Genomic DNA, 20,785 nt, shown 5'->3' with positions numbered 1-20,785 from the left:
GAAACCTGTTGGCCCATGGATTAGAATTCATCACCTAAGCCAAAAGAGCTGGGCGGGAATAGTGCGGAAAACACACGGCCCGGAACAGATATTCCGGGCCGCAGAATGATCAGGGTGTCGGGATGATCGGCGCCCGGTTCTATTCGGCGGGCTGCTTGCCGAGGTAGCGCGCCTCCTTTAGGGAGGCTTCACCTACGGGCTTTCGTTTCCAGGGCTGCCCCTTGAACCAGCCGACGGCATAGGCAACCGCGATAAGCGCTGCAAAACCGCCTGCATTGGCGAGGAAGACGATGAGAGGGTTGCCGCGCCCCCAGACCATGTCGCGCAATATGCCGGCTGCCTGCGCTATCACGAGGCTAGCCAGGAAGACGGCGAGCGACTGCTGCCCGACCTTCTGGATCACGCGCACGACGCTGCCCCAGGCATTGTCCGTCACAAGGTATCTGCCCTTTGCGCCCACCGCGATCCATGCCAGATAGGCAAGCGCCAGGAAGTGGATGTAGCGGAAGATGCCGAAGTCCGTTTTCGTCCAGAACGGGCGCAGCGCCAGGCGTATTTCGGACAGCATCTCGAATTCCCGGTAAACCCGGAACCAGGCCAGCGGGATGGTGATTAGGACAAGTACGACAGCCGCCAGCATCAGGCCGCGGTTTACCGGCGGCGCCGGAATCCAGCCGCGCATGAAGGCGAAGCCGGTAAAGAAAACGAGCTGCCAGCCAAGCGGATTGAAGAACCATTCGCGCTGCGACCAGGGCTCGGCGGGGAAGCTGATGATGTCGAAGGTGGCCGCAAGCCAGAAAACGGTCATCAGCGCAAAGACCGCGCCGCGTCCCGCGAAACGATGCGCCGCCATCATCACCGGGATAAGCGCCAGTATGACGATATACATCGGCAGGATGTCGAAGTAGTTCGGCACATAGGTGAGCGTGAGGAGGCCCGGCAGCGTGTCGGGCGTCTTGTTGAAGAAATGCCAGAGATTGAGCTTCGTGACGTAGTTTTCCGTCAGCCCGCAGCATTCCTCCAGGTAGCCGCTTTGCTGTATCGCGACGAGGCCGGCGGCGATTACGAGGAACTGCAGTACATGCGCCCAGTAGACCTGCCACATCCGGTACAGGATGCGCGCGGTGCCCATCATCCAGCCGCGCATCTCGAACACCGCCCCGAAGGCGATTGCCGATGCCATGCCGGAACAGAAGACGAAGATTTCGGTCGCGTCTGAAAAACCGAAACGCGCGGGTATCCACAACGTCCACGAATTGTTGGGAAGGTGGGCGATGTAGATAATGAACATTCCGAGACCGCGGAAGAAATCCAGTCGCGGGTCCCGTTGGCGTACGGGCTGCGGGCCACTCACTTGAGGGTCACTCCTGATATTCTAATTTTTGCCCGGGCGGATGCGCCGGGGCAGTTCGTTCGTTTTCTTTCGATTTTCGCGCGTCTTCGTGCCGGCGGCAAATCCGCCCGCGTTGCGGGATCACGCGTGCGCGGCGCGCAGGCGTTCGTCCTGCATGATGCGCGAAGCCTCGTGCATCCGCTCCACGAGCTTGAGCCTGTCCTCCGCGAAACGGTCCATCGCCGTCCTCAGCGCCAGCCTTTCCTTCAACACGCGTTCGGCGTCGCCGGCAAGGCCCGCCTTCAGGGCCGCGTCCACCGTCAGTCGCTCGAAAACGTCACGCTGGGCGTGGCTGCCGCCGATCGTCTTCAGCGTCGGGCGCGCGCGGTCGAGGTGATGAAAGGCGGAGAAATAATTCCCGCGCCGATAGGCATCGAGGCCGAGCGCGGCCGGAACGCCAGCGACGCGCGCCACCTCGGCCATGTCCGATGCGCCTTCGCCCATCGTCTCAATGTTTTCCACCAGCCGTTCGGCCGCCACGCGCCGGTTGCCGCCGTTCAGCGACATTAGGTAGTGCAGATCGGCGAAGACGTTGCAGCTGTCGTCGACCCTGCGTTCGGAAATGCGCGCAAGCTCCTCCCAGCGGCCGCCGACGTTCACGCCCTCGATCTCCAGGCGTACGAGCAGGGAGGCGCCGTTGGAGATGTCGCGGTAGTCGTCCGTCTGGTCGCGGCGGATTTCCTGGTCGTAGAGCGCCAGCACCTTGTCGAAGTCGCGCCGGTCCAGATGCATCAGCGCCAGGTGCCACCAGCAGTGATAGCGGAAGTTATTGCAATGGGCCCAGCCGTTGCTGTTGGTCTCAAGCCAGATGCGTCCGTCGTCGAACCGGCCCGTCATGTCCAGCACATGCGCAACCGCATGCAGGCCCCAGGCATCGTCGGGCGCCATCTCCACCGCCATGCGGCCAATCCTCTCGGCCGCCGCGTAGTCGCCCGTCTCCTCCAGCGCGAAGGCGTGGCAGCCGTGGACGTATCCGGCGGCAATATGGTCCGGGCCGTAGCTGCCGATGACCCGCTCGATCGATGAGCGCATGCCGGCTGCGTCGCCGAGCACGAAGCGGATCGCGTGGATAAGCTTCAGAAGCAGGGCATCGGCCGGGTGGGCTGCCAGCGCGGCGTCGAGCCGGGATGCAGCGCGTGTGGGATAACCGTCCAGCCAGTCGCGCAGCGCGTCGACGATCGCCGCCTCGCGTTCCGTCACGCCCTTGGCGCGCCGGCCCTGGTCGGCAAGGCGCCAGTCCTTTTCGGCCGAGGTCACGAGTTCGCGCCTGCCGAGCAGCAGGCAGAACAGCCCGTGCGCCGCGTGGCCCATTGCGAAGTCAGGTGCAAGTTCCAGCGTTTTGCCGATATGTGCGGGCGTGTCCGCTCCGTGGGCGAGGAAGGCGCGGTTGGTCGCGTGCCAGGAGCCGAGAGCATCCGGATCGGATAGGGTAATCTCGTATCCGTATTGATCGGTAACGGTCATTTAACCTCGCATATCGGGCGCTTGGTGCCTGCTTGGCATGCCAGCGGTGCATTCTTGTGACGAATCTGTGGCGAAAATCGCCAATGACCAGACAGTGAAACCGCGGCGGAAGCGGGCTTTCGCAACGCGCGTGAAAACCTCCGGTGCGAAGGAGTTGGCCATTTCAGGCGCGAGAAATTGCGGCAATCCTTGCGCATCTTCCTCGCATGGCCGGGCTCCGGTCCGGTTGTCCTTTTGTTTTCAAGGCATTACAGCCGCCGTAAATTTTCCGGTGCGGTTTTAAAGTGCCGTTTGGAATTTCCTTCGACCGCCGATTTCACACTCTGTTCAGGCACTTTTCCGAAGGGGCGCGATGACGTGCAACACACAAAAACTTGTGTTTTGCGTGTGTTCGCTCCGCTCCAAACTGCCTTAGAGACAAGCCGCTTTCCTGTGGATTATCTTGATCGATGTTACGTCGGTGCCCCGCAAACGGTTTGGTTGAATGACTCGACCGATCGCGAGACTATTCTACCTTTAAGTGCAAATGGCAATTGATCCGGCACGCCCTTACGTCGGTCCACGCGGATTTGAGTTGTTTCGGCCGGCAATGGCGGGCAGGCTCGAAGCCAAGTATTCACATATGCGGATAGCGGAATGACAGTCACCGAAGGACAGGCAAGCGCTCCCCGCAATTACGCGGCGCTTTTCGCGGGCGTGACGGCGTTCCTTGTCGTCGCCATTTTCGCCGGGCAAGCGGGCGGCATGCGCCTCGCCCTCGCGGCCGCCATTGGCGCGGTGGCCGGCATTTCGCTTTATCACGCAAGCTTCGGCTTCACCTCCGCATGGCGGCGCCTTGTCACTGAAAGGCGCGGCGCGGGCCTGCGCGCCCAGTTCCTGTTGATCGCGCTGACGATCGTCATTTCCTATCCGCTGATCGGCTGGGGCCGGGACTTCGGCATTCCGGCCGGCGGTTTCGTCTTTCCCTTCGGCGTTGCGGCAGCGATAGGCGCGTTTACCTTCGGCGTCGGCATGCAGCTTGGCGGCGGTTGTGCGTCCGGCACGCTTTTTACCGCCGGCGGCGGGTCGACGCGGATGATGATCACCCTGGCATTCTTCGTTGCCGGTTCGGTGCTGGCGACGGCCCACATGCACTTGTGGAACGCGCTGCCGAGCCTGCCTGCCTATTCGCTGGTGACATCCGTCGGGCCGGTCATGGCCGTCGCGCTCACGCTGTTCGCGCTGGCTCTCCTTGCCGCCGGCACCGTCGCCATGGAAAAGCGCGCGCACGGGAGCCTTGTGCAACGGCGGCCCACCGGCTCCTGGCTGTCGGGGCCGTGGTCCCTTGCGGCCGGAGCGGTGGCGATCGCCTTCGTCAGTATCGCGACGCTCATCGTTCTCGGAAGGCCCTGGGGTATCACCTCCGGCTTTGCCCTGTGGGGTGCGAAGATCGGCCATGCGCTTGGCGTGCCCGTCGCGGACTGGCCCTATTGGCGCGGCCAGGCCGCGGCGATCGAGGGCACGGTATTTCGCGATGCGACATCGGTGATGAATTTCGGCATCATCATCGGCGCGATGGTGGCGGCCTCGCTCGCAGGCAAGTTCGCGCCCGTATGGTCGCTGTCGCGCCGCGATGTCGTTACGGCGGTTATCGGCGGTCTCCTGATGGGCTACGGCGCACGGCTTGCCTATGGCTGCAACATCGGCGCCTATCTCGGCGGCGTTGTTTCGGGCTCGCTGCACGGCTGGCTGTGGCTCGTCTTCGGCTTCGCTGGCAGCGTCGTCGGCACGCGTCTGCGCTTCATCGTCGGCATGGACAGGCGGGTGCCCGTCCCGTCGGTTTGACGAACGCTTCGAATATACGTTTCGGGAGATATCATCATGCGCTTTACGACCGTCGCGCTCGCCGTTTTTTTCGCTCTCGCCAACGCCGCATCGGCGGAAGGTCCTGGCCCCCGCGAAGGCTGGCGGATCGTCGAAACCGGCCACAGCTATGGCGACCTTGTCGAGCGGGTGCAGGCCGCGGTCAAGGGTGAGGGCATGCTCCTTGTCACCCAGGCGAGCGCGTCGGGCGGTGCGAAGGCGCAAGGCATCACCATTCTCGGCAATCGCGTGATCGGCGTGTACCGGAACGATTTTGCCCGCCGCATGCTTGAGGCGAGCATAGCCGCCGGCATCGAGGCGCCGATCCGCTTTTACGTCACGGAGAACGAGGACGGCACGGCCACGCTTTCCTACAAGACGCCGAGTTTCGTCTTCTCACCCTATTTCGACGAAGGGGGCGAGGCGCTCGTGGCGCTCGCGGAGGAACTCGACGGCGTTTTCGAAACGATCGCGAAGAACGCGACGGAATAGGCGATCGACGAAGGAAACCCGGACCGGGTTTTCATGGCTTGCCCGGGCCGTCAAGACGGGCGAGAGAGATGCCCGGCCAATTTCGTTGCCGGCATCTCGTCAGGGCCTGATTTCCAGAACCCCTGCCAGCCGCACTTCCTTGAAGTCGTCGACCAGGATTTCGACCCGGACATCCCAAGGCCCCGAAACGGTGAGCGGCAGCGGTTCGGCGATCCATAACCCCTCTTCGCCTCGCGTTGCCTCCACCTTGATCGGCTCCACGCCGCGCGCGACTTGCGAGAACTGGACGGTAACCTGCTTTGCGGTAACGGCTTCGCCGTCGCCGGCGAACAGGTCGAGGATCGCCCGGTTTTGCCCGCGCCGTCCCGGCAGGGCGGTTACGTTGCCGAAGCCGTCATCCTGGTGGATGTGGATGCTGACGCCCGCGCTGTCTGCCGCGGCGATGGCGCGCGGCGGCGGCGTCAGCCGGAAGGAGGAGGCGGCGATCAGGATAAGAAGCGCCAGCACCAGCTCCACACGGATCGACATCGCCAGCCGCCGCGTGCCGCTGCCCTCGCCACGGGCGATATCGGGGGTGAGCACCAGCCGGTTGATGCCCGCAAGCCCGACGAGGCCGAGAAAAGCTGCGATCTTCAGCGTCAGGATGAGGCCGTAATCGGTGGTGTCGAGATATTCGGGCGCTCCCACCTGTACGGCGGAAATTGCGATGCCTGTGCCGAACAGCAGCGCGACGGCGGGAATGGCGAGAAGCGAAAACCGGCCAAGCAGCCTGTCGATGTGTTCAGGCCTTGTCTTCGCAACGGCGAGCAGCCCGGGAAGCGCGCCGAGCCAGTAGAGAAAGGCCGCGGCGTGGATGGCGATCGCCGGGCGCATCAGCGCCTGCGGTTCGGCCGTGGCCGCATGGCCCGAGGCGGCGAAGGAAGCCGCCGCAAGGAGCCAGGCAAGCAACCCGGCAAGCAAGCCGAAGCCGTTGGCCCCGCTGCGGAGCGCGGCAATCGCCAGGAGCGACGCCGCGAAGGCAAGGCCCGCCGTCAGCGCGAATGGAGAGCCGAGCCCAGCGATATAGGGTGCGCTGGACAGGAGGTCGGCGGCCGTCCCGCCGGTCAGGTCCAGGCCCTGAAGGCCTAGATTGAGCGGAACGGCAAGCCCCCCCAGCACGGCGCCGGTCGCGGCAAGCGTCCTTGGCCAGGCGGGCGCCGCCAGCCCGCGCACGACGAAGGCGAAGAACGCCGCGCCGCCGGCGCCAAGCGTCAGAGCAAGCGTCAGGACAAACCGCCCGATTGCCGCAAGCCGCGCGGAGGAATTGTCCGAAGAGGCGCCGGCTTGCGGAACGGTCGTCGCCTCGCCAAGCGAAAAGGCGAAGGAGCCTGCCACCACATGCCCGTCGATGGAGGTGACCCGGTAGCTGACAAGGTGCGTGCCGCGTGCGAGCGTTTCCGGAACCGGGACGACAACGTCGTTTTTCTCGGAGCGGGCGCTGGAAACGGTGTGTTCGCCGCCGTCGGGCGCAAACCATTTGATGCTGGCCGGGGAGACCGGTTCGTTGAACGTCAGCCGCAGTTCCTCCGGGCGCTCGTCGACGATTTCGCTCGCCGACGGGGTGGAGGACAAGAGCTGGGCATGCGCGAAGGCTTCGCCCGAAAAAAGAAACGCGCAAAGCAGAAGACCGGCGATCAGACCGTACAACGAAGAAACCCCGCGCGGCGATATCATTGAATTACCCTCGAATTTGCAATCGGATAACGGGGCGCCCCGGGCAAAGGTCCGGGGCGCCGCCCGATCAATGCGCCTTTTTCTTTTCGATAAGCTTTACGCCCGGTGCCGGATAATCCAGCTCATGCGGGTCCTGGCCTTCCGCCGGAATCTGAATCCAGCGTTCCGCTCCATTCGCGCATTCCTGGACGACGGGAATGTGGAAGGTCGTGCCGGCTTCAAGGTCGGAAGCAAGCGTGCCGCGAAGCACGAATTCGTCGTAGTAGTCGTCGGGCAGCTCGTTGCCTGACCAGATCACCTGCTTCACGCCTTCCTTATGCTCGTGTCCGTAAAGCGTGTAGGTTTTTTCGTAAGCGCCGCGCACGGTCTCCAGTTTCCAGCCGGCCTTTGGCTGCGGCTTCACGTTGACATAGCCTTCCGGCACCTGAACGCGCAGCGTATGGGTCGCCTCGCCTTCGCAGCCGTGGCCCACGCGAATGATCGCCTTGTAGGTAGAGCCGATTGCCGCTTCCTGCACTTCCAGCGTGGCATGGGCGAAAGCTGCGGTCGGGGCGGCAAGCATGCTCGCGCCAAGCGCGGCGGACATGATCGTCTTGATGAGTGTCATCGTTTTGTCTTTCTGCATCATGGTTTTTTGATTTTTCGGTCGCGGAAAGGCGGAATTCGGCCGTCCTTCATCCCTCCCAAGGGGGATCGCCGCCGGCTGCCCGCGCGGGACAAGGCCCAGCCCCGCCATCTCATGCGATGGAGGATTCGGCTCGCGGACTTTGGGAGGAATTCGCGTGATCCAGCCGGCGGAAACGGCAGAACCTGGTCGTGCCGCCATCTGGATCGGAACGGGAATCAGGAGGCGGGCGGCGGTGCGCGCGCCCGGACGCCGCCTGGAAGGCGGGCCGCCGCGACGTGTGTGTTTGAAACCGTGATCCTGGCCGATCGGGTGACGTCGGGCAGTGGCAGAACCGGCGGGACGGGGGCGGCAATCTGGCCGGAATTGACCAGACAGGCCTCGCAGACGATCTTTAGGTGCCGGTGCTTCTCGCCCCCGCTGTGCGGGGCGTCTTCGCAATCATTGGCGATCGTTAGGCAAATAATCGGCAAGGCGCCGTCCGGCAGGCGATGTTTTTCCATCTGGCTTGCGGACGGATGAGCGCCGCCAGCACCGGCGAAAACCGGCTGGTGCAAAAAGCCCATCGCCATCATCACCGTCGTATAGGCCGCGACGACGATCATGCGGAGCGTCATGTGGCGCAGACGATCCATGCACCCTCGCTGAGGCTTTCAAAGATGCAAGGCAAATGAATTTTGCGCGAAAGAGATTTGAAACGGGTGTCTATCACCTCGTTTTGATCCTGCTTGGGGGGCTCGTGAGGGGGCCGCAGGCCGGGCTCACCGAGGCGTGATCGCGCAGTGGTTGCAGTCCGGAACGGGCGCGGCATTCTTCGTTCGGTTTCGAACATTGAAAACGGGTGTCGAATGTCGTGGATTGCGCGCGTGTTGCTTTGTCTCTCCGTCGTTTCGGGCATGGTCACGGCGTCGCTTGCCGAAGCCCTTGCCGAAAATGTCTGCGGGGCCGATACGCCCTGCAAGGTCGAGGGCGGGGAATACCGCGTGCGCTTTCCTTCCGACTGGGACGGCGAGACGCCGATAGGGGCGATTTTTTTCGTTCATGGCTGGCGCGGGTCGGCGCGGGCGGAAATGCGCAGCAAAGGCTGGGCGCGCATGGCGGATGAACTCAACGTCGCCTTCGTCGCGCCGGAGGGGAACGGTACCTGGGGCTACCCCGGTTCGCCGACGCAAACGCGAGACGAATTCGCCTATTTCGAAAATGTGGTAAAGGATCTGACGACACGCTTTGCCGTGCGGGCTGACCGCCTTCTGGCCTCCGGCTTTTCCATGGGCGGGTCGATGGTTTGGAACCTTGCCTGCTACCGCAGCCACCTGTTTGCCGGTTTCGCGCCGGTCGCGGGCGCGTTCTGGGATCCGATACCGGATCGCTGCCCGTCTCCGACGCCGATCCTCTTTCACGTTCATGGCACGTCGGACCGCACGGTGCCCATCCACGGACGGCCGATCGGCAGCATCTGGAGCCAGTCCGACGTCGCGCAAAGCCTTGCGGTCTGGCAGAAGGAGGAGCATCTGCCCACCGTCTTCCCGACAGTGGCTCCGGCGGAAGGTATCGCCTGCCAGCGTCAGGAAACCGATAGCGCGTTGCTTGAGGTCTGCCTTCATGACGGCGGCCACAGCGTGCGCGGAGAATGGATCAGGCGTGCATGGAACGAGCTTTCTAGGCGAAAGGGTTGGTAGATTTGGCTTTCAAGAAATCGCGCGCAATCATCACGAACGCGCGAAGAATAACTAAATTTACGTAACGGCACTTTGTGTTGAGCGGAGCAGTAAGCGGGCGCACTTTCGTCGGCGCAAACGCAGCGCACGTGAAAAAAGACAGGAGTGCCCGATCATGAACGCACTGGAAATCAATCAGAGGACATTGAGCCTCGCCTTCCCGCCCTTGACGCTCGCCACACTGCTCACGGCTATTGGCGCAGGCATTTTGGCCGATGGAACCTGGGAGTTTTGGGCGCGGGTCATAACGCCGCTATGGGTCGGCGGCCCGCTTCAGCCCGCCGCCCTTGTCCAGTCGGTGTTCGGCTTTCAGAACTTGCCTCTCGCGGAATTGATCCACCTTGTCGTCGGCGTTGTGTTTTACCCGCTGGGTTATCTTTTCGTCGCCAAGCCCATTGCGGACCGTTTCCTGCCGTTTCTGCCGTGGTATGTGGTCGCGCTCGGATACGGTGTTGGTCTTTGGGTCTTCGCGCTTTACATCATGGCGCATGTCTTCGCCGGTCTGCCGCCGTTCCTGGGCTTCGTGCCGTTGGCCTGGGCGTCGCTGATCGGGCATATGGCGTTCGGCTTTGTCACCGGTCTTGTCGTCAGGCTCAGGATGGGGTGAGGCCGCTTTAAACAGAGGCTGGAACGGTAAAGTGACGGCGGATCAAAGTCGGGATGGAGTTGGAAGCGGGCAGAAGGGCCCGCTTTCCGGCGTTTTGGTGCTGGACCTGTCGCGCATTCTCGCCGGGCCGACGGCAACCCAGCTACTGGGTGACCTTGGCGCGACGATCATCAAGATCGAAAGGCCGGGAAAGGGTGACGATACGCGCGGCTGGGGCCCGCCCTTCCTGAAGGATGCGCAAGGCCGCGAGACGCGCGAAAGCGCCTATTACATGAGCGCGAACCGCAACAAGCGCTCGCTTGCCGTCGATATCGCTTCCGAGGATGGTCAGGCGCTGATCCGCAAACTCGCCGAAAAGGCCGACATCCTGATCGAGAATTTCAAGGTGGGCGACCTGAATCGGCGCGGGCTTGATTATGAAAGCCTGAAGGCGCTCAACCCGCGCCTGATCTATTGCTCGATCTCGGGCTTTGGCCAGACAGGGCCTTATGCGGCGCGTGCCGGTTACGATTTCCTCATTCAGGGCATGGGCGGCATCATGTCACTCACCGGCAAGCCGGACGAGGAAGGTGGAGAGCCGACCAAGGCGGGTGTCGGCATCGCCGACGTCATGTGCGGCATGTATGCATCGAATGCGATCCTTGCCGCCCTTCATCATCGGCATGTCAGCGGCAAGGGGCAGTATATCGACGTCGCCCTTCTCGACACGCAAGTCGCCTGGCTCATCAACCAGGGCGTCGCGTATCTCACGGATGGCGAGGTGCCACCCCGGCGCGGCAATGCCCATCCGACCATCGTTCCCTATAACGCCTATCGCGCGAGTGATCGCGCCTTCATCATAGCGGTCGGCAACGATGCGCAGTTTTCCCGGTTTTGCGAGGTCGCGGGCGAACCTGCGCTTGCCGAAGACCCGCGCTTTGCGAAAAACGCCGACAGGGTGCGCAACCGCAAGGAACTGGAGCCGATCATCGAAGGTCTGACGGCAAGACATCCGGCCGACTGGTGGATTGCCGAACTTGAAAAGGCTGGCGTTCCCTGCGGGCCGATCAACGATCTGGAACAGGTCTTTTCCGACGAGCAGATCCTGCATCGCGGCATGCGCATCACCCTGCCGCATGAAGCAAGCGGCAGCGGTTCGGTGGATCTCATCGGAAACCCGATCAAGATGAGCGAAACGCCGGTCACCTACCGGGCCGCCCCGCCGCGGCTCGGGCAGGACACGGCGCATGTGCTCTCGCGATTTCTGGAAATGAGCGACGAAGAGATCGCGGGCCTGAAAGCAAAGAACATCATCGATACCGGAGACGACGCATGACCACGGGTGCCGATCTTATCGCGGCCAAGCTTTATTCGGCAGGCTGCCGCCACGCCTTCGGCATTCCGGGTGGCGAGGTTCTCGCGGTCATGGATGCGCTGGAGCGGGCCGGCCTCGCCTTCCATCTCGTCAAGCATGAGAACTCCGGCGGCTTCATGGCCGAAGGTGTCTGGCATGCAGAAGCCAGGGCCGGAAAGAACGCGCCGGGCGTGCTTCTTGCAACGCTCGGGCCGGGGGTCGCCAATGCGATCAACGTCGTCGCCAACGCCTGGCAGGACCGGGTGCCGCTGATTTTCCTCACCGGCTGTGTGGACGCTGCGGAAGCTGAAACCTACACCCACCAGGTTTTCGACCATCAGCAGCTTCTGCGTCCTGTCGTTAAGGCAAGTTTCCGGGCGAACCTCGGCGCCATCGACCGGATGATGGAAAAGGCGATCACCATCGCCCTCGAAGGCCAGCCCGGTCCGGTCCATATCGACGTGCCGATCGGTGTGGCCGAAGGAATGACCGAAGAGCCATCAAAGGAATTCTCACTACCCGGTTCCGGAACCTTTTTCACCCCTTCTGGAATTAATCTCGACGCCGCGAGGGCGTTGTTCCAAACCGCCCAAAAACCCGTCGCCATCGCCGGTGTGGACGCGGTGAACGAGGGCGCGGGCGAGGAGATATCCGCGTTCTGCCGCCGCTTCAACGTGCCGCTAATAACGAGCTACAAGGCCAAGGGGCTGCTCGATGAGGCCGATCCGCTTGCCCTTGGCGGTGCGGGGTTAAGCCCCAAGGCCGACAAGCATTTGCTGCCGCTTCTTGAGACAAGCGACTGTATCCTGCTTCTCGGCTACGACCCGATCGAGATGCGGATAAACTGGCGCAACCCCTGGCCAGAGGGTGCGCCTGTCATCGAGATATCCCCGGTCGTGCGCACCCACGGCATGCATTCCGTCCGCCATACGCTGACAAGCCGCCTCGCGCCGGCGCTCTCCGCCCTTTCTGAGGGGATAGAACCTCGCCCGACATGGCCGGAAGGCGAACCTCAGGCGGCGCGCGAGAAGCTGAAGTCCGATTTTACGGCGGAGGCGGAAGGTTGGGGGCCGGCTGCGGTTTTCCACGCGCTGCGCGAGGTTTTACCGGCGGAAACGGTGGCAACCGCCGACAGCGGCGCGCATCGTATCCTCGTTTCGCAAATCTGGGAAACGCCGCTTTCGCGCGGCATGCTCCAGTCCTCGGCCCTTTGCACCATGGCCTGCGCGCTGCCGCTCGGCATGGGGCATAAACTGGCGGAGAAGGATCGCCCGGTGATCGTTTTCGTCGGCGACGCCGGCCTCGAAATGGGGCTAGGGGAGTTGGCGACGCTACGTGATTTGGGCCTGCCGGTGATCGTCTGCGTCCTTGTCGACGAAAGCCTTGCCCTCATTGAACTTAAGCAGCGAAACACCCAGAGACCGAACCTCGGTGTCGACTTCGGCGGGACGGATTTCCCTGCATTGGCAAGGGTTTACGGCGGCCATGGTGTGTGGATCGACGATGCCGATGCTTTGAAGCGGGAAGCCGAGGACGCCTTGTCGCGCGATACCTTTACCCTGCTCGCCTGCCGCATCGGCCGTCGCGCTTATGATGGAAAAATCTGACAAAACAACGGCTTAAAGCACAAGAGGGCCGCAGAATGCGGCCCTCCGTGAGACAGGTCGAAACCTGGTGCCCGGATCAGATCCAGAGCATATCCCGCCAAATCTGAATCGGATTTGGCGACAAGAATATGCTCAAGGTATTGATCCTGAAGCGATTTCTTGTCACGAAAGCGATCCCGCTTTCGTGGAAAGCGCTTTAGGCGGAAACCTTTCGCGTCAAAGGCTGCTCCAACACTAAGGAGTCCCGCCCAGACAACAGGTCCGATCCTGAAAACTCACTCGACATTGGATCACCTCCTTTCGGTTGTTGCAGATATGTTCAAGTGTAGTGCGAAACCGGTATATGGAAAAGGGTAATCTTTTCAGCCTCTTCCGTAACCTGAATTTCCCGGTCAGGGATATTCGCGGATCGCCTTGCCGTCAGTGTCGAAGAAATGAAGGTGATCCGTCAGGAATTTCAGCCCGACACGGTCTCCAGGCCGGTGAACCATTGTGCCCGGCGTCCTCACCATCACGGTCTCAAGCCCTTCGACCACGACATAAAGGAAAGTATCGGCGCCCAGATATTCCACGACCTCAACGGTACCTTCGCAGTTCGCTTGTTCATTGTCCGTAGATGAAACTTCAATATGTTCCGGCCTGATGCCGAGTGTTCTGGCTTTTCTGATGCTCTCTGCATGCGGATATTTGCCTCTGCCCTTGATGTTGCTATCGGAAACCAGAACAAATTCAGCGCCGGATACCGATATCGGCAAGGTATTCATCTTAGGCGAGCCGATGAATTGGGCTACGAAGAGGTTGTCCGGGCGCTCGTAAAGTTCGCGCGGGCTGCCCTCCTGCTCGATCCGGCCGGTCTGAAGCACGACGATCTTGTCGGCGAGCGTCATCGCCTCCACCTGATCGTGAGTCACATAGATCATCGTCGTGCCGAGGCGGTTGTGAAGGCGGGCGATCTCGAGCCGCATTTCCACGCGAAGGGCCGCATCGAGGTTGGAAAGCGGTTCGTCGAAGAGGAACCCTTTCGGTTCGCGCACGATTGCGCGACCTATGGCGACGCGCTGGCGCTGGCCGCCTGAAAGCGCCTTGGGGCGGCGGTCGAGATAGTCGCTGAGCTTCAGGATATCGGCGGCTTCGGCCACCTTCTTCTCGATGTCCGCCTTCGCCATGCCTGCGGTTTTCAGCGGAAAACCGACGTTTTCGCGTACCGACATATGCGGATAAAGTGCATAGGACTGGAATACCATGGAAAGCCCGCGACCCGACGGCGGACGGGCCGTGACGTCCTCCCCGTCGATCAGGATCTTGCCGCGGCTTGCTTCCTCCAAACCGGAGATCATGCGAAGCAACGTCGATTTTCCGCAGCCGGAGGGGCCGACGAAAATGACGAATTCGCCGTCGGCGATATCAAGATCGACGCCCTTGATCACCTGCAGGTCGCCGAACCATTTCTCGACCGCTTCCAGCCGGATCGCACCCATGAAACAGCTCCGTTCCGTCAGTCTTGAGGGATTTCGTGCCGCGCGAAGAAAAGCCAGACGGCGGCTGTCCATGAGAAGGTGCCGCCGCCCGCACCCGCCCCGGTCACGGGCGAAAAATATTCGGCAAAGCCGCTCGTCTCGATAAGACGTGCGGTGTCGGCGCGAATGCGTTCGGCACGCTTGAGATCGCCGGCCTCCAGCAGGCCACGCCCGATCATGGAATTGACGACCGCCCAGACGGGTCCTCGCCAATAGCGCAGATGCTCGAAGCGGCTGTCCTCCGGATCCCATGAGGGCATGAGGTAGGAAACCTTTTCGGCAATCCTGTCGAACTGGCGGGCGAAGGCGGCGTTCGTTTGTTCGTCCGAGATCCCGGCATAGACGGAAAGAAAGGACGCGCTCGAAATGCCGTCCATGAGCTTGTTCTTGCGCAAATCGCGGCTTACGAAGCCTTCCGCCTCATCGCTCCAAAGGTGCTTGATCGCGCCGGTTTCCGCCCGCTCTATCCATTCCTGGATCTCTTGCGCCGCTTCGTCTTCCCCGAAGGCCTGCGCAAGTGCCAGCAAATCCCGATCGGCCCTGAGCAGAATGAAAGTCGTTCCGGGGTCTGCCACGAAAAACGGACAGTCGCGCGCGACCTGCTCCGCATCCCAGCCGCAGGAACGTCCGAAATCGACAATGGCGAGATACCGGTCGTAATCCGCTTTCAGCGGGCGCATCGAAGGGTCGACGTGGGATGTGTCCTTGCGCACGTACGGTTTTACGTTCGATGTATCCACCGCCCGCATCGGGCCGTCCCAGTCGGGCGTGTTGTCGCGCCCGCTCTCCCAGGGGTGAATGACGGCTATGACACCGAGGCCGCCTGGATCGCGGAAACGATGAAACCAGCGGTGCCAGGCGAGGATCTTCGGAAAGAGCGCGCGGGCACGCGCTTCCCCCGCTTCACGATCGGCTTCGTAGATGTCGCGAACGACAGTGGCGACCACCGGCGGCTGCGAATGGCCGGATGTCGGCAGCGCCTGGTTCGTGCCCCAGACGGCGGGGCCCGGGAAATAGCTCGGATCGTCCTTTCGGAAGACGATATGCGGGACCATGCCATCGTCCCATTGCCCTTCGAAAAGGGTCTCGATCTCCTTCCACGCGCGGTCGAGGTCAAAGCTGGCGAAGCCTCTGGCGACGAAAGCCGAATCCCAGTTCCATTGATAAGGATAAAGACCCTTGGTCGGGATGGTATATCCGCCAAGGTCGTTCTCCTTCAGGATCGAACGCGCTTGCGTATCGAGATTTTCGGGCATTTTTTGTTGTTCCATCGTCATGAATTAGCCGCTTAACCTTTGACGCTTCCGGCGGTGAGGCCTTGCACTAGGAAGCGCTCGAACCACAGGAAAATCACCAGCACCGGCACGGTGGCGACCACCGCGCCCGCCATCAGGTGCTGGCGCGGTACTTCGGAGGAGTTGAGGGAAACGACGCCGCGCGAGAGCGTGAAGATCGCCGGATCGTCGAGAAACATGTAGGCGAAGAGAAACTCGTTCCACGCGATCATGAAGACGTAGAGCGAAACGGAGGCAAGCGCGGGCAGCGAAAGCGGAAGCGTGATCTTCCAGATGACGCCGAGGCGCGTCAGCCCGTCCATGAGGCCGGCTTCCTCAAGTTCGGAGGGAAGCCCCCTGAAATAACCCTGCAGCATGTAAAGCGCGACGGGGATCGTCGTTGCCGGGTAGACGATCAAAAGGCCCGTCAGGCTGTTTCTCAGGCCCAGTTGCGAGAAGACCGCGTAAAGCGGAATGACGAGCACGATCGCCGGCACCATGTAGATAAGCAGCACCGAGCGGGCGAGGAAATCCCGCCCCTTGAAGCGCAGGCGCGAGACCGCATAGGCACCCGGCACGGAAAACGACAGCGTTATCAGAACGGTGCCGATCGAAACGATCGCCGAAACGAGCAGGTATCTTCCGAAATTGAACTGGGTGAAAAGCTCCACGTAGGAGCGGAAAAGGCTGTCAACGCCTTGCGAGAGATCAATGGAAAGGTCGAGCGGGTTGGCAAGCAGCGACTGCTGGCTTTTAAAGCTCGTCATCACCATGACGTAGAAGGGCAGGGCGACGATAATGGTGAAGACGGCGAAGCCGATGCCCTTCATCGCGCGGGTGAAGACAAGCTCGCACTGATACCTGTTGATGGCCCCGCGCGGGATGCCGGCGAGGCAACGCTCATTCGCGAAGGCGACGCTTGCCACGAAGAGAACCAGCGCGAGCAACTGCCAGAGCGGCTCCCTGTCGAGCGGCAGCCCGAAGGGCGTCATGAAGGTAAGCAAACCAAGCACGAGCGGAACGGATATCGCCGCGACCGCCCGGCGGGCTCGCGTGCGGGCGTCTTCCTGAGCCGAGACAAGCAACAGCGCGGAGACGGTGCCGGCCAATGCTGCGGCACCCGCCGGCGGTGCGGAAACCGTGCCGGTGACGAGGGTAAAGAGCACGCCCGTGACGACGATGAAAAGCGCGCCCCAAAGCGCGCCGACGAGCACGGCGGCGAGATATCCGGTGCGGAGGCTCATAGCCCTTCCTCCTTCGGCGAAAAGCGGATGAAGAGCGTTGCGAATGTGACGAGAAGGACGAAGACGACGACGGCGACCGCGGCACCCGCACCGAGGTTCGAAAGGGCGAAGCCCTGTTCGTAGACATCGACGGTGAGCGTACGCGTGCCGGCGGCACCTCCCGTGAGCAGGAAGATGTCGTCGAACTTGTTGAAGGTCCAGATGAAGCGCAGCAGGAACAGGATGGATAGAATTCCGACGAGTTGCGGCAGGGAGATGTACCAGAACTGCTGCAGCGGCGTTGCCCCGTCCATTTCGGCCGCTTCGTAAAGGTCGCTAGAAAGCGATTGCATCCGCGCCAGGATGAAGAGGAACGACAGGGGGAAATACCGCCAGGCCTCGAACGCGATCACCGTGGAAAGCGCCAGAGGAAAGTCGAACGTCAGGCCGAAAAGCGTGATGGGAATAGAACGGGCGCCGAAGAAGTTCACCGGCTCCGCGACGACGCCCATGCGGGTCAGGAGCGCGTTGAGCATGCCCGAAAACGGGTCGAACAGCACGACCCAGGTGAAGGCGACGGCGATGACCGGCGCCACATAGGGGAAGAGAAACAAGCCGCGAAGGAAGCCGCGGCCCTTGAAGCTTTCATTCATTAGCTGGGCTGCGAACAGGCCAAGCACGAGCGCGCCGCCCGTGCCGAAGACGGTATAATAGATGGTGACCTTGAGGACGGACCAGAATTCCGCGCCGCTGAAGACGCGGCGAAAGTTCTCGAGCGTGAACTCGAAATTGGTGAGGATGTTGTCGGCGTCGCCCGAGGTGACGGCCGGGTAGGCGTTGAGCGGATCGTCGAGCTTGAGAAATTCCGCATCGACCGCGCCTTCCAGCCGGACGCTTTCACGCCAGCGCGGCGCGATCGTGCCGAAATCGCAAACAATTCCGCCATTCTCAAGGCTGCAGTGTTCAGGTGCCGCAGCAGGGGTGAACCCTGCGGGAAGAGGAGCGGAGAGCCGTGCATTGCGGATTTCCTCATCTTGCGATGAGTTGCGCAGCCGATATTCGATCGTCACCGGGTCGCCCGGGGCTTCGGGCCGTCCGCGCAGGCGTTCGTTGACGAGGATCGCGGGCGGGCGCAGGTCGGCAAGCCCCACCGGCTTCACGCTGATCCAGAAATTGGCGACCAGCGGGAAAAGGACGATCGCGAAGACGATCAGGAATGTCGGCGCGAGCATGGCCCAGGCAAGGCGTGCTTCGCGCCGTTGCATGGGGCCGCTGCCTTTCGGCGGGCGCGGTTCTGTCATTCCGTCTGCGGTTGACATGGTTCTTCGCAAAGTCGTTGCCGGGTTTGGGCAATTGGCGAAAGGCGGCCCCGCCCGAAAGATGTCGGGCGGGGGCTTTTGCGATTACTGGATTTTCGCCAGTTCCTCGTTGAGGCGAGCGACCGTTTCCGCCGCGTCGCGCTGATCGTCGATATATTCGCGGACGAGGCGGTTGATCACCTGCGAGTTGACGATCTTGGAGGCAAGCGAAAGCTGGCCTTCGTTCACGCCCCAGCGGTTGGCTTTTTCAAGCCCGCCGACGATTTTGGCGATGGTTTCTTCTCCGTAAAGCTCGGTGAGAGGCGCCTTGCGGTCGACGCCGACGGGAAGCTCCGCCCAGCCCTTGACGAATTTCTGCGGGTCGCTCCCGTCGCCGCGCCGCACCGGGAACTTGCCCTCAGGTGCGATAGACAGCGTGGAGAGATAACCTTCGTCCATCGAGAACTTGACGAAGTCGATCGCGGCATCCGTATCGGCATCGTTGGTGATGCCGAAATAGCGGATGTCGGCCCAGGCGGCGCCTTGCGGGTTGGACGGGCCGGAGAACTGCGTCACCACATCGGTCTTCGAAGCCAGTTCCTTCGAGGTCGGGTCGTCGTTGATGGTCGGCGGCGCGCTGTCGCGCAGGCCAGCCAGTTCATCCAGGATGAAGGGCGACCAGATGATCATGGCTGCCTTGCCGGCGAAGTAAAGCTCGCGCGACTGCTTCCAGAAAAGCTCGCCCGGAGGCGAGGCCTTGGCGATGGCCTTGTAGAATTCCAGCGCCTCGATCGTCTTCTTCTCGTCTAGCGGCTTGAAGCCGTTTTCATCGACAGGGGAAACGCCGTTCGCCAGGAAGACATGCTCGAGAACCTGGCTCATGAAGTTCTCGTCGATCTTCGTCGCAGCTACGAATGCATACATTTCCGGCGGATTATGCAGCGCCTCGACAGCCTTCAGGATCGCCCCGTAGCTGGTGGGGGCCTCTAAACCCTTTTCGTCGAACAGATCCTTGCGATAGACGATCATCTGCGTCCAGCCGTCCACGGGAACGGCGGCATGGCCGCCCTCATAGGACGCCATGGCAAGCGCGCCGGGGGCAAAGGTCGCCGTATCGAGCGCATCGAGCACTTCATTCGAAGCTTCCGTGTCGAGAATACCGGCTTCCGCCCACGGCAGGACATATTGCAGCGTATGGTAGATGACGTCCGGAAGGTCGCCGGCCGCAAAGGCCGCGGTCGCTCGCGTTCCGAGTTCGGATTCGGTAACCGGGATCACGTTCACCTCGATGCCGGTCTTTTCCTTGAAGGCGGCTGCAAGCTCCTCCTGCTTGGCAAGGCGCTCGGGCTGTTCTTCGGTGGTCCAGAAGCGCAGCGTTTCTGCAAAAGCCGGATTCATGAAGCCGATAGCCAAAAGGCTGGCGGCCGCTGTGGTTGTCAGTAATTTCTTCCCCGGCATCGTTCGTCTCCTCCTTGATGTTGCGGGTGTCCGTTCATTTCGCCAGGCTTTCCTTAAGCTCCTGCGGCGTTTTTTGAGGCGGCCCGTCGGACGACCGTTTCACGAGGTCGGCCGGGACGAGTTCCTGCCGTTCCAGCGGATCGACGCCTTCGATGACGTCGATCAGCATCCGGGCCGCTCGCGCGCCGGCGGCATGGGCGGATTGTGAAAACGTCGTGAGGGGCGGGTCGATATAGGCGCCGACGGGAAGCCCGTCGTAACCGATGACGGTGACATCCCGCCCGATCGCCAGACCCAGCGCGCGTATCGCGCCCATCGCTCCGATCGCCACCGTGTCCGTCACGCAGACGAGCGCCGTTGGCGGTTCGTCGAGGCGAAGAAGGGTTCGTGCCGCTTCAGCTCCACTGCTTTCGCTGAGTTCACAGGTGCTTTCCAGCGCCGGGTCGTGTGCGATGCCGGCTTCCTCGAGTCCCTTTCGGTATCCGGCCCTGCGCTGTATGGCGAAGTTCATTCGCGTCGGGCCGCCCAGGAAGCCGATGCGCCTGTGCCCGAGTGCCGCGACATGACGGACGGCTTCGAGAAAGGCACGCTCATTGTCGACGTCATACCAGGCAAAGCCTGTATTCCTGGTCCGCCCGTGGGCAACGAAGGGAAAGCCGCGCTGAAGAAGAAGCTCGATGCGCGGGTCGTCACCTTGCGTGCGCGTGACGATGAAACCGTCGACCTTGCGCGAACGGATCAGCCGGTCGTGTACGGCCACGGCATGTTCGTCGGAATGGGCGGTGGTGACCAGAAGGTCGCGGTCGGAAAGGTCGAGTGCCTGTGCAATACCGTCCAGGAATTCGGAAAGAAACGGGTCGGCGTGTTCTCCGTCTCCCGCTGGCAGCACGATGCCAAGCGTGTCGACGCGCCCGCGCTTCAGCTTCCTTGCGGCAGAGGATGGCTGGTATCCGAGACGTTCGACGGCTTGGAGAATGCGATCGCGCGTCTTGGCCGAGGTGTCGCCATAGTTGTTGAGAACGCGCGACACCGTACCCTTTGCGACGCCGGCAAGGCGGGCTACGTCGTCTATCGTCACGGTGTTTTTCGTTCGGGCCATGAAGCGCGCCGACCGCTTGAACGCGGCTCCTCCCCTGGATGCCAATTCATTCCGCGTAATCAGGAATATTATTACAAAACCGGTTTTAGTCGTCAATAAAAACGGTTTTGAAATAGTGTTTG

General features: G+C 62.0%; 17 protein-coding genes. 6 read left to right on the top strand and 11 right to left on the bottom strand.

Features of this window, described 5'->3' with window-relative positions; translation table 11 throughout:
- Positions 1 to 139: 139 nt before the first annotated feature.
- Both HPQ64_RS01365 and HPQ64_RS01360 read right to left on the bottom strand, forming a co-directional pair.
- Positions 140 to 1,315 carry an OpgC family protein gene (locus tag HPQ64_RS01365; protein ID WP_281358267.1) on the bottom strand — a complete coding sequence of 392 codons (1,176 nt, stop codon included), beginning with the start codon at positions 1,313 to 1,315 and terminating at the stop codon, positions 140 to 142.
- A 159-nt stretch (positions 1,316 to 1,474) separates the two neighbouring features.
- Positions 1,475 to 2,857, bottom strand: a complete 1,383-nt coding sequence (locus tag HPQ64_RS01360) for a tetratricopeptide repeat protein (protein WP_172886603.1) — start codon at positions 2,855 to 2,857, stop codon at positions 1,475 to 1,477.
- Positions 2,858 to 3,493: 636 nt separating this feature from the next.
- On the opposite strand from HPQ64_RS01360, the gene HPQ64_RS01355 reads away from it, so the two are divergent.
- Both HPQ64_RS01355 and HPQ64_RS01350 read left to right on the top strand, forming a co-directional pair.
- Positions 3,494 to 4,681, top strand: a complete 1,188-nt coding sequence (locus HPQ64_RS01355; protein ID WP_172886602.1) for a YeeE/YedE family protein — start codon at positions 3,494 to 3,496, stop codon at positions 4,679 to 4,681.
- 36 nt (positions 4,682 to 4,717) lie between these two features.
- Positions 4,718 to 5,191 carry a DUF302 domain-containing protein gene (locus HPQ64_RS01350; protein WP_172886601.1) on the top strand — a complete coding sequence of 158 codons (474 nt, stop codon included), beginning with the start codon at positions 4,718 to 4,720 and terminating at the stop codon, positions 5,189 to 5,191.
- Positions 5,192 to 5,290: 99 nt separating this feature from the next.
- On the opposite strand, the gene HPQ64_RS01345 is transcribed toward HPQ64_RS01350, so the two are convergent.
- The 3 genes from HPQ64_RS01345 to HPQ64_RS01335 all read right to left on the bottom strand — a co-directional run bounded on the left by HPQ64_RS01345 (position 5,291) and on the right by HPQ64_RS01335 (position 8,164).
- A complete protein-coding gene (locus tag HPQ64_RS01345; RefSeq protein ID WP_172886600.1) occupies positions 5,291 to 6,877 on the bottom strand; it encodes a copper resistance CopC/CopD family protein in 1,587 nt (528 codons plus the stop codon).
- Positions 6,878 to 6,971: 94 nt separating this feature from the next.
- The gene (locus tag HPQ64_RS01340) at positions 6,972 to 7,511 is read right to left on the bottom strand and encodes a YcnI family copper-binding membrane protein (RefSeq protein WP_172886599.1); all 540 of its coding nucleotides are present in this window, start codon (positions 7,509 to 7,511) and stop codon (positions 6,972 to 6,974) included.
- Positions 7,512 to 7,747: 236 nt separating this feature from the next.
- Positions 7,748 to 8,164, bottom strand: a complete 417-nt coding sequence (locus HPQ64_RS01335; RefSeq protein WP_172886598.1) for a hypothetical protein — start codon at positions 8,162 to 8,164, stop codon at positions 7,748 to 7,750.
- 213 nt (positions 8,165 to 8,377) lie between these two features.
- Here HPQ64_RS01335 and HPQ64_RS01330 point away from each other — a divergent pair, with 213 nt between their 5' ends.
- The 4 genes from HPQ64_RS01330 (at position 8,378) to HPQ64_RS01315 (ending at position 12,794) form a co-directional block, all read left to right on the top strand.
- Positions 8,378 to 9,208 (top strand): CE1 family esterase, encoded by an 831-nt coding sequence (locus HPQ64_RS01330; RefSeq protein WP_172886597.1) that lies wholly within the window; start codon positions 8,378 to 8,380, stop codon positions 9,206 to 9,208.
- A 154-nt stretch (positions 9,209 to 9,362) separates the two neighbouring features.
- Positions 9,363 to 9,854, top strand: coding sequence for a hypothetical protein (locus tag HPQ64_RS01325; protein ID WP_172886596.1), 492 nt, complete (start codon positions 9,363 to 9,365; stop codon positions 9,852 to 9,854).
- A 31-nt stretch (positions 9,855 to 9,885) separates the two neighbouring features.
- Positions 9,886 to 11,169 (top strand): CaiB/BaiF CoA transferase family protein, encoded by a 1,284-nt coding sequence (locus tag HPQ64_RS01320; RefSeq protein WP_343035888.1) that lies wholly within the window; start codon positions 9,886 to 9,888, stop codon positions 11,167 to 11,169.
- Positions 11,166 to 12,794, top strand: coding sequence for a thiamine pyrophosphate-binding protein (locus HPQ64_RS01315; RefSeq protein ID WP_172886595.1), 1,629 nt, complete (start codon positions 11,166 to 11,168; stop codon positions 12,792 to 12,794). Before HPQ64_RS01320 ends, HPQ64_RS01315 begins: the two co-directional genes overlap by 4 nt.
- 392 nt (positions 12,795 to 13,186) lie before the next feature.
- On the opposite strand, the gene HPQ64_RS01310 is transcribed toward HPQ64_RS01315, so the two are convergent.
- From HPQ64_RS01310 to HPQ64_RS01285, 6 genes are all read right to left on the bottom strand, one after another.
- Positions 13,187 to 14,272: an ABC transporter ATP-binding protein gene (locus tag HPQ64_RS01310; protein WP_172886594.1), complete on the bottom strand. Its 1,086-nt coding sequence runs from the start codon at positions 14,270 to 14,272 to the stop codon at positions 13,187 to 13,189.
- Positions 14,273 to 14,289: 17 nt separating this feature from the next.
- Positions 14,290 to 15,567, bottom strand: a complete 1,278-nt coding sequence (locus HPQ64_RS01305) for an MGH1-like glycoside hydrolase domain-containing protein (RefSeq protein ID WP_172886593.1) — start codon at positions 15,565 to 15,567, stop codon at positions 14,290 to 14,292.
- A gap of 32 nt (positions 15,568 to 15,599) precedes the next feature.
- The gene (locus tag HPQ64_RS01300) at positions 15,600 to 16,829 is read right to left on the bottom strand and encodes a carbohydrate ABC transporter permease (RefSeq protein WP_172886592.1); all 1,230 of its coding nucleotides are present in this window, start codon (positions 16,827 to 16,829) and stop codon (positions 15,600 to 15,602) included.
- A complete protein-coding gene (locus HPQ64_RS01295) occupies positions 16,826 to 18,073 on the bottom strand; it encodes a carbohydrate ABC transporter permease (RefSeq protein WP_246270237.1) in 1,248 nt (415 codons plus the stop codon). Before HPQ64_RS01295 ends, HPQ64_RS01300 begins: the two co-directional genes overlap by 4 nt.
- Before the next feature lie 138 nt (positions 18,074 to 18,211).
- Positions 18,212 to 19,564: an ABC transporter substrate-binding protein gene (locus HPQ64_RS01290; RefSeq protein ID WP_172886590.1), complete on the bottom strand. Its 1,353-nt coding sequence runs from the start codon at positions 19,562 to 19,564 to the stop codon at positions 18,212 to 18,214.
- Between the two features lie 34 nt (positions 19,565 to 19,598).
- Positions 19,599 to 20,663 (bottom strand): LacI family DNA-binding transcriptional regulator, encoded by a 1,065-nt coding sequence (locus HPQ64_RS01285; RefSeq protein WP_172886589.1) that lies wholly within the window; start codon positions 20,661 to 20,663, stop codon positions 19,599 to 19,601.
- Positions 20,664 to 20,785 lie beyond the last annotated feature (122 nt).

Origin of the sequence: Hongsoonwoonella zoysiae (assembly GCF_013266695.1) — a bacterium.
Lineage (GTDB): Bacteria > Pseudomonadota > Alphaproteobacteria > Rhizobiales > Stappiaceae > Hongsoonwoonella > Hongsoonwoonella zoysiae.
Note: the sequence above shows the minus strand (reverse complement) of the source record. Positions and strands in the feature narration are given on the sequence as shown.

Coding starts and splice junctions, on each gene's coding strand:
- HPQ64_RS01355 (WP_172886602.1), top strand. CDS start 3,494: ATGACAGTCACCGAAGGACAGGCAAGCGCTCCCCGCAATTACGCGGCG.
- HPQ64_RS01340 (WP_172886599.1), bottom strand. CDS start 7,511: ATGACACTCATCAAGACGATCATGTCCGCCGCGCTTGGCGCGAGCATG.
- HPQ64_RS01285 (WP_172886589.1), bottom strand. CDS start 20,663: ATGGCCCGAACGAAAAACACCGTGACGATAGACGACGTAGCCCGCCTT.
- HPQ64_RS01330 (WP_172886597.1), top strand. CDS start 8,378: ATGTCGTGGATTGCGCGCGTGTTGCTTTGTCTCTCCGTCGTTTCGGGC.
- HPQ64_RS01350 (WP_172886601.1), top strand. CDS start 4,718: ATGCGCTTTACGACCGTCGCGCTCGCCGTTTTTTTCGCTCTCGCCAAC.
- HPQ64_RS01310 (WP_172886594.1), bottom strand. CDS start 14,272: ATGGGTGCGATCCGGCTGGAAGCGGTCGAGAAATGGTTCGGCGACCTG.
- HPQ64_RS01325 (WP_172886596.1), top strand. CDS start 9,363: ATGAACGCACTGGAAATCAATCAGAGGACATTGAGCCTCGCCTTCCCG.
- HPQ64_RS01360 (WP_172886603.1), bottom strand. CDS start 2,857: ATGACCGTTACCGATCAATACGGATACGAGATTACCCTATCCGATCCG.
- HPQ64_RS01335 (WP_172886598.1), bottom strand. CDS start 8,164: ATGGATCGTCTGCGCCACATGACGCTCCGCATGATCGTCGTCGCGGCC.
- HPQ64_RS01295 (WP_246270237.1), bottom strand. CDS start 18,073: ATGCAACGGCGCGAAGCACGCCTTGCCTGGGCCATGCTCGCGCCGACA.
- HPQ64_RS01300 (WP_172886592.1), bottom strand. CDS start 16,829: ATGAGCCTCCGCACCGGATATCTCGCCGCCGTGCTCGTCGGCGCGCTT.
- HPQ64_RS01290 (WP_172886590.1), bottom strand. CDS start 19,564: ATGCCGGGGAAGAAATTACTGACAACCACAGCGGCCGCCAGCCTTTTG.
- HPQ64_RS01315 (WP_172886595.1), top strand. CDS start 11,166: ATGACCACGGGTGCCGATCTTATCGCGGCCAAGCTTTATTCGGCAGGC.
- HPQ64_RS01305 (WP_172886593.1), bottom strand. CDS start 15,567: ATGCCCGAAAATCTCGATACGCAAGCGCGTTCGATCCTGAAGGAGAAC.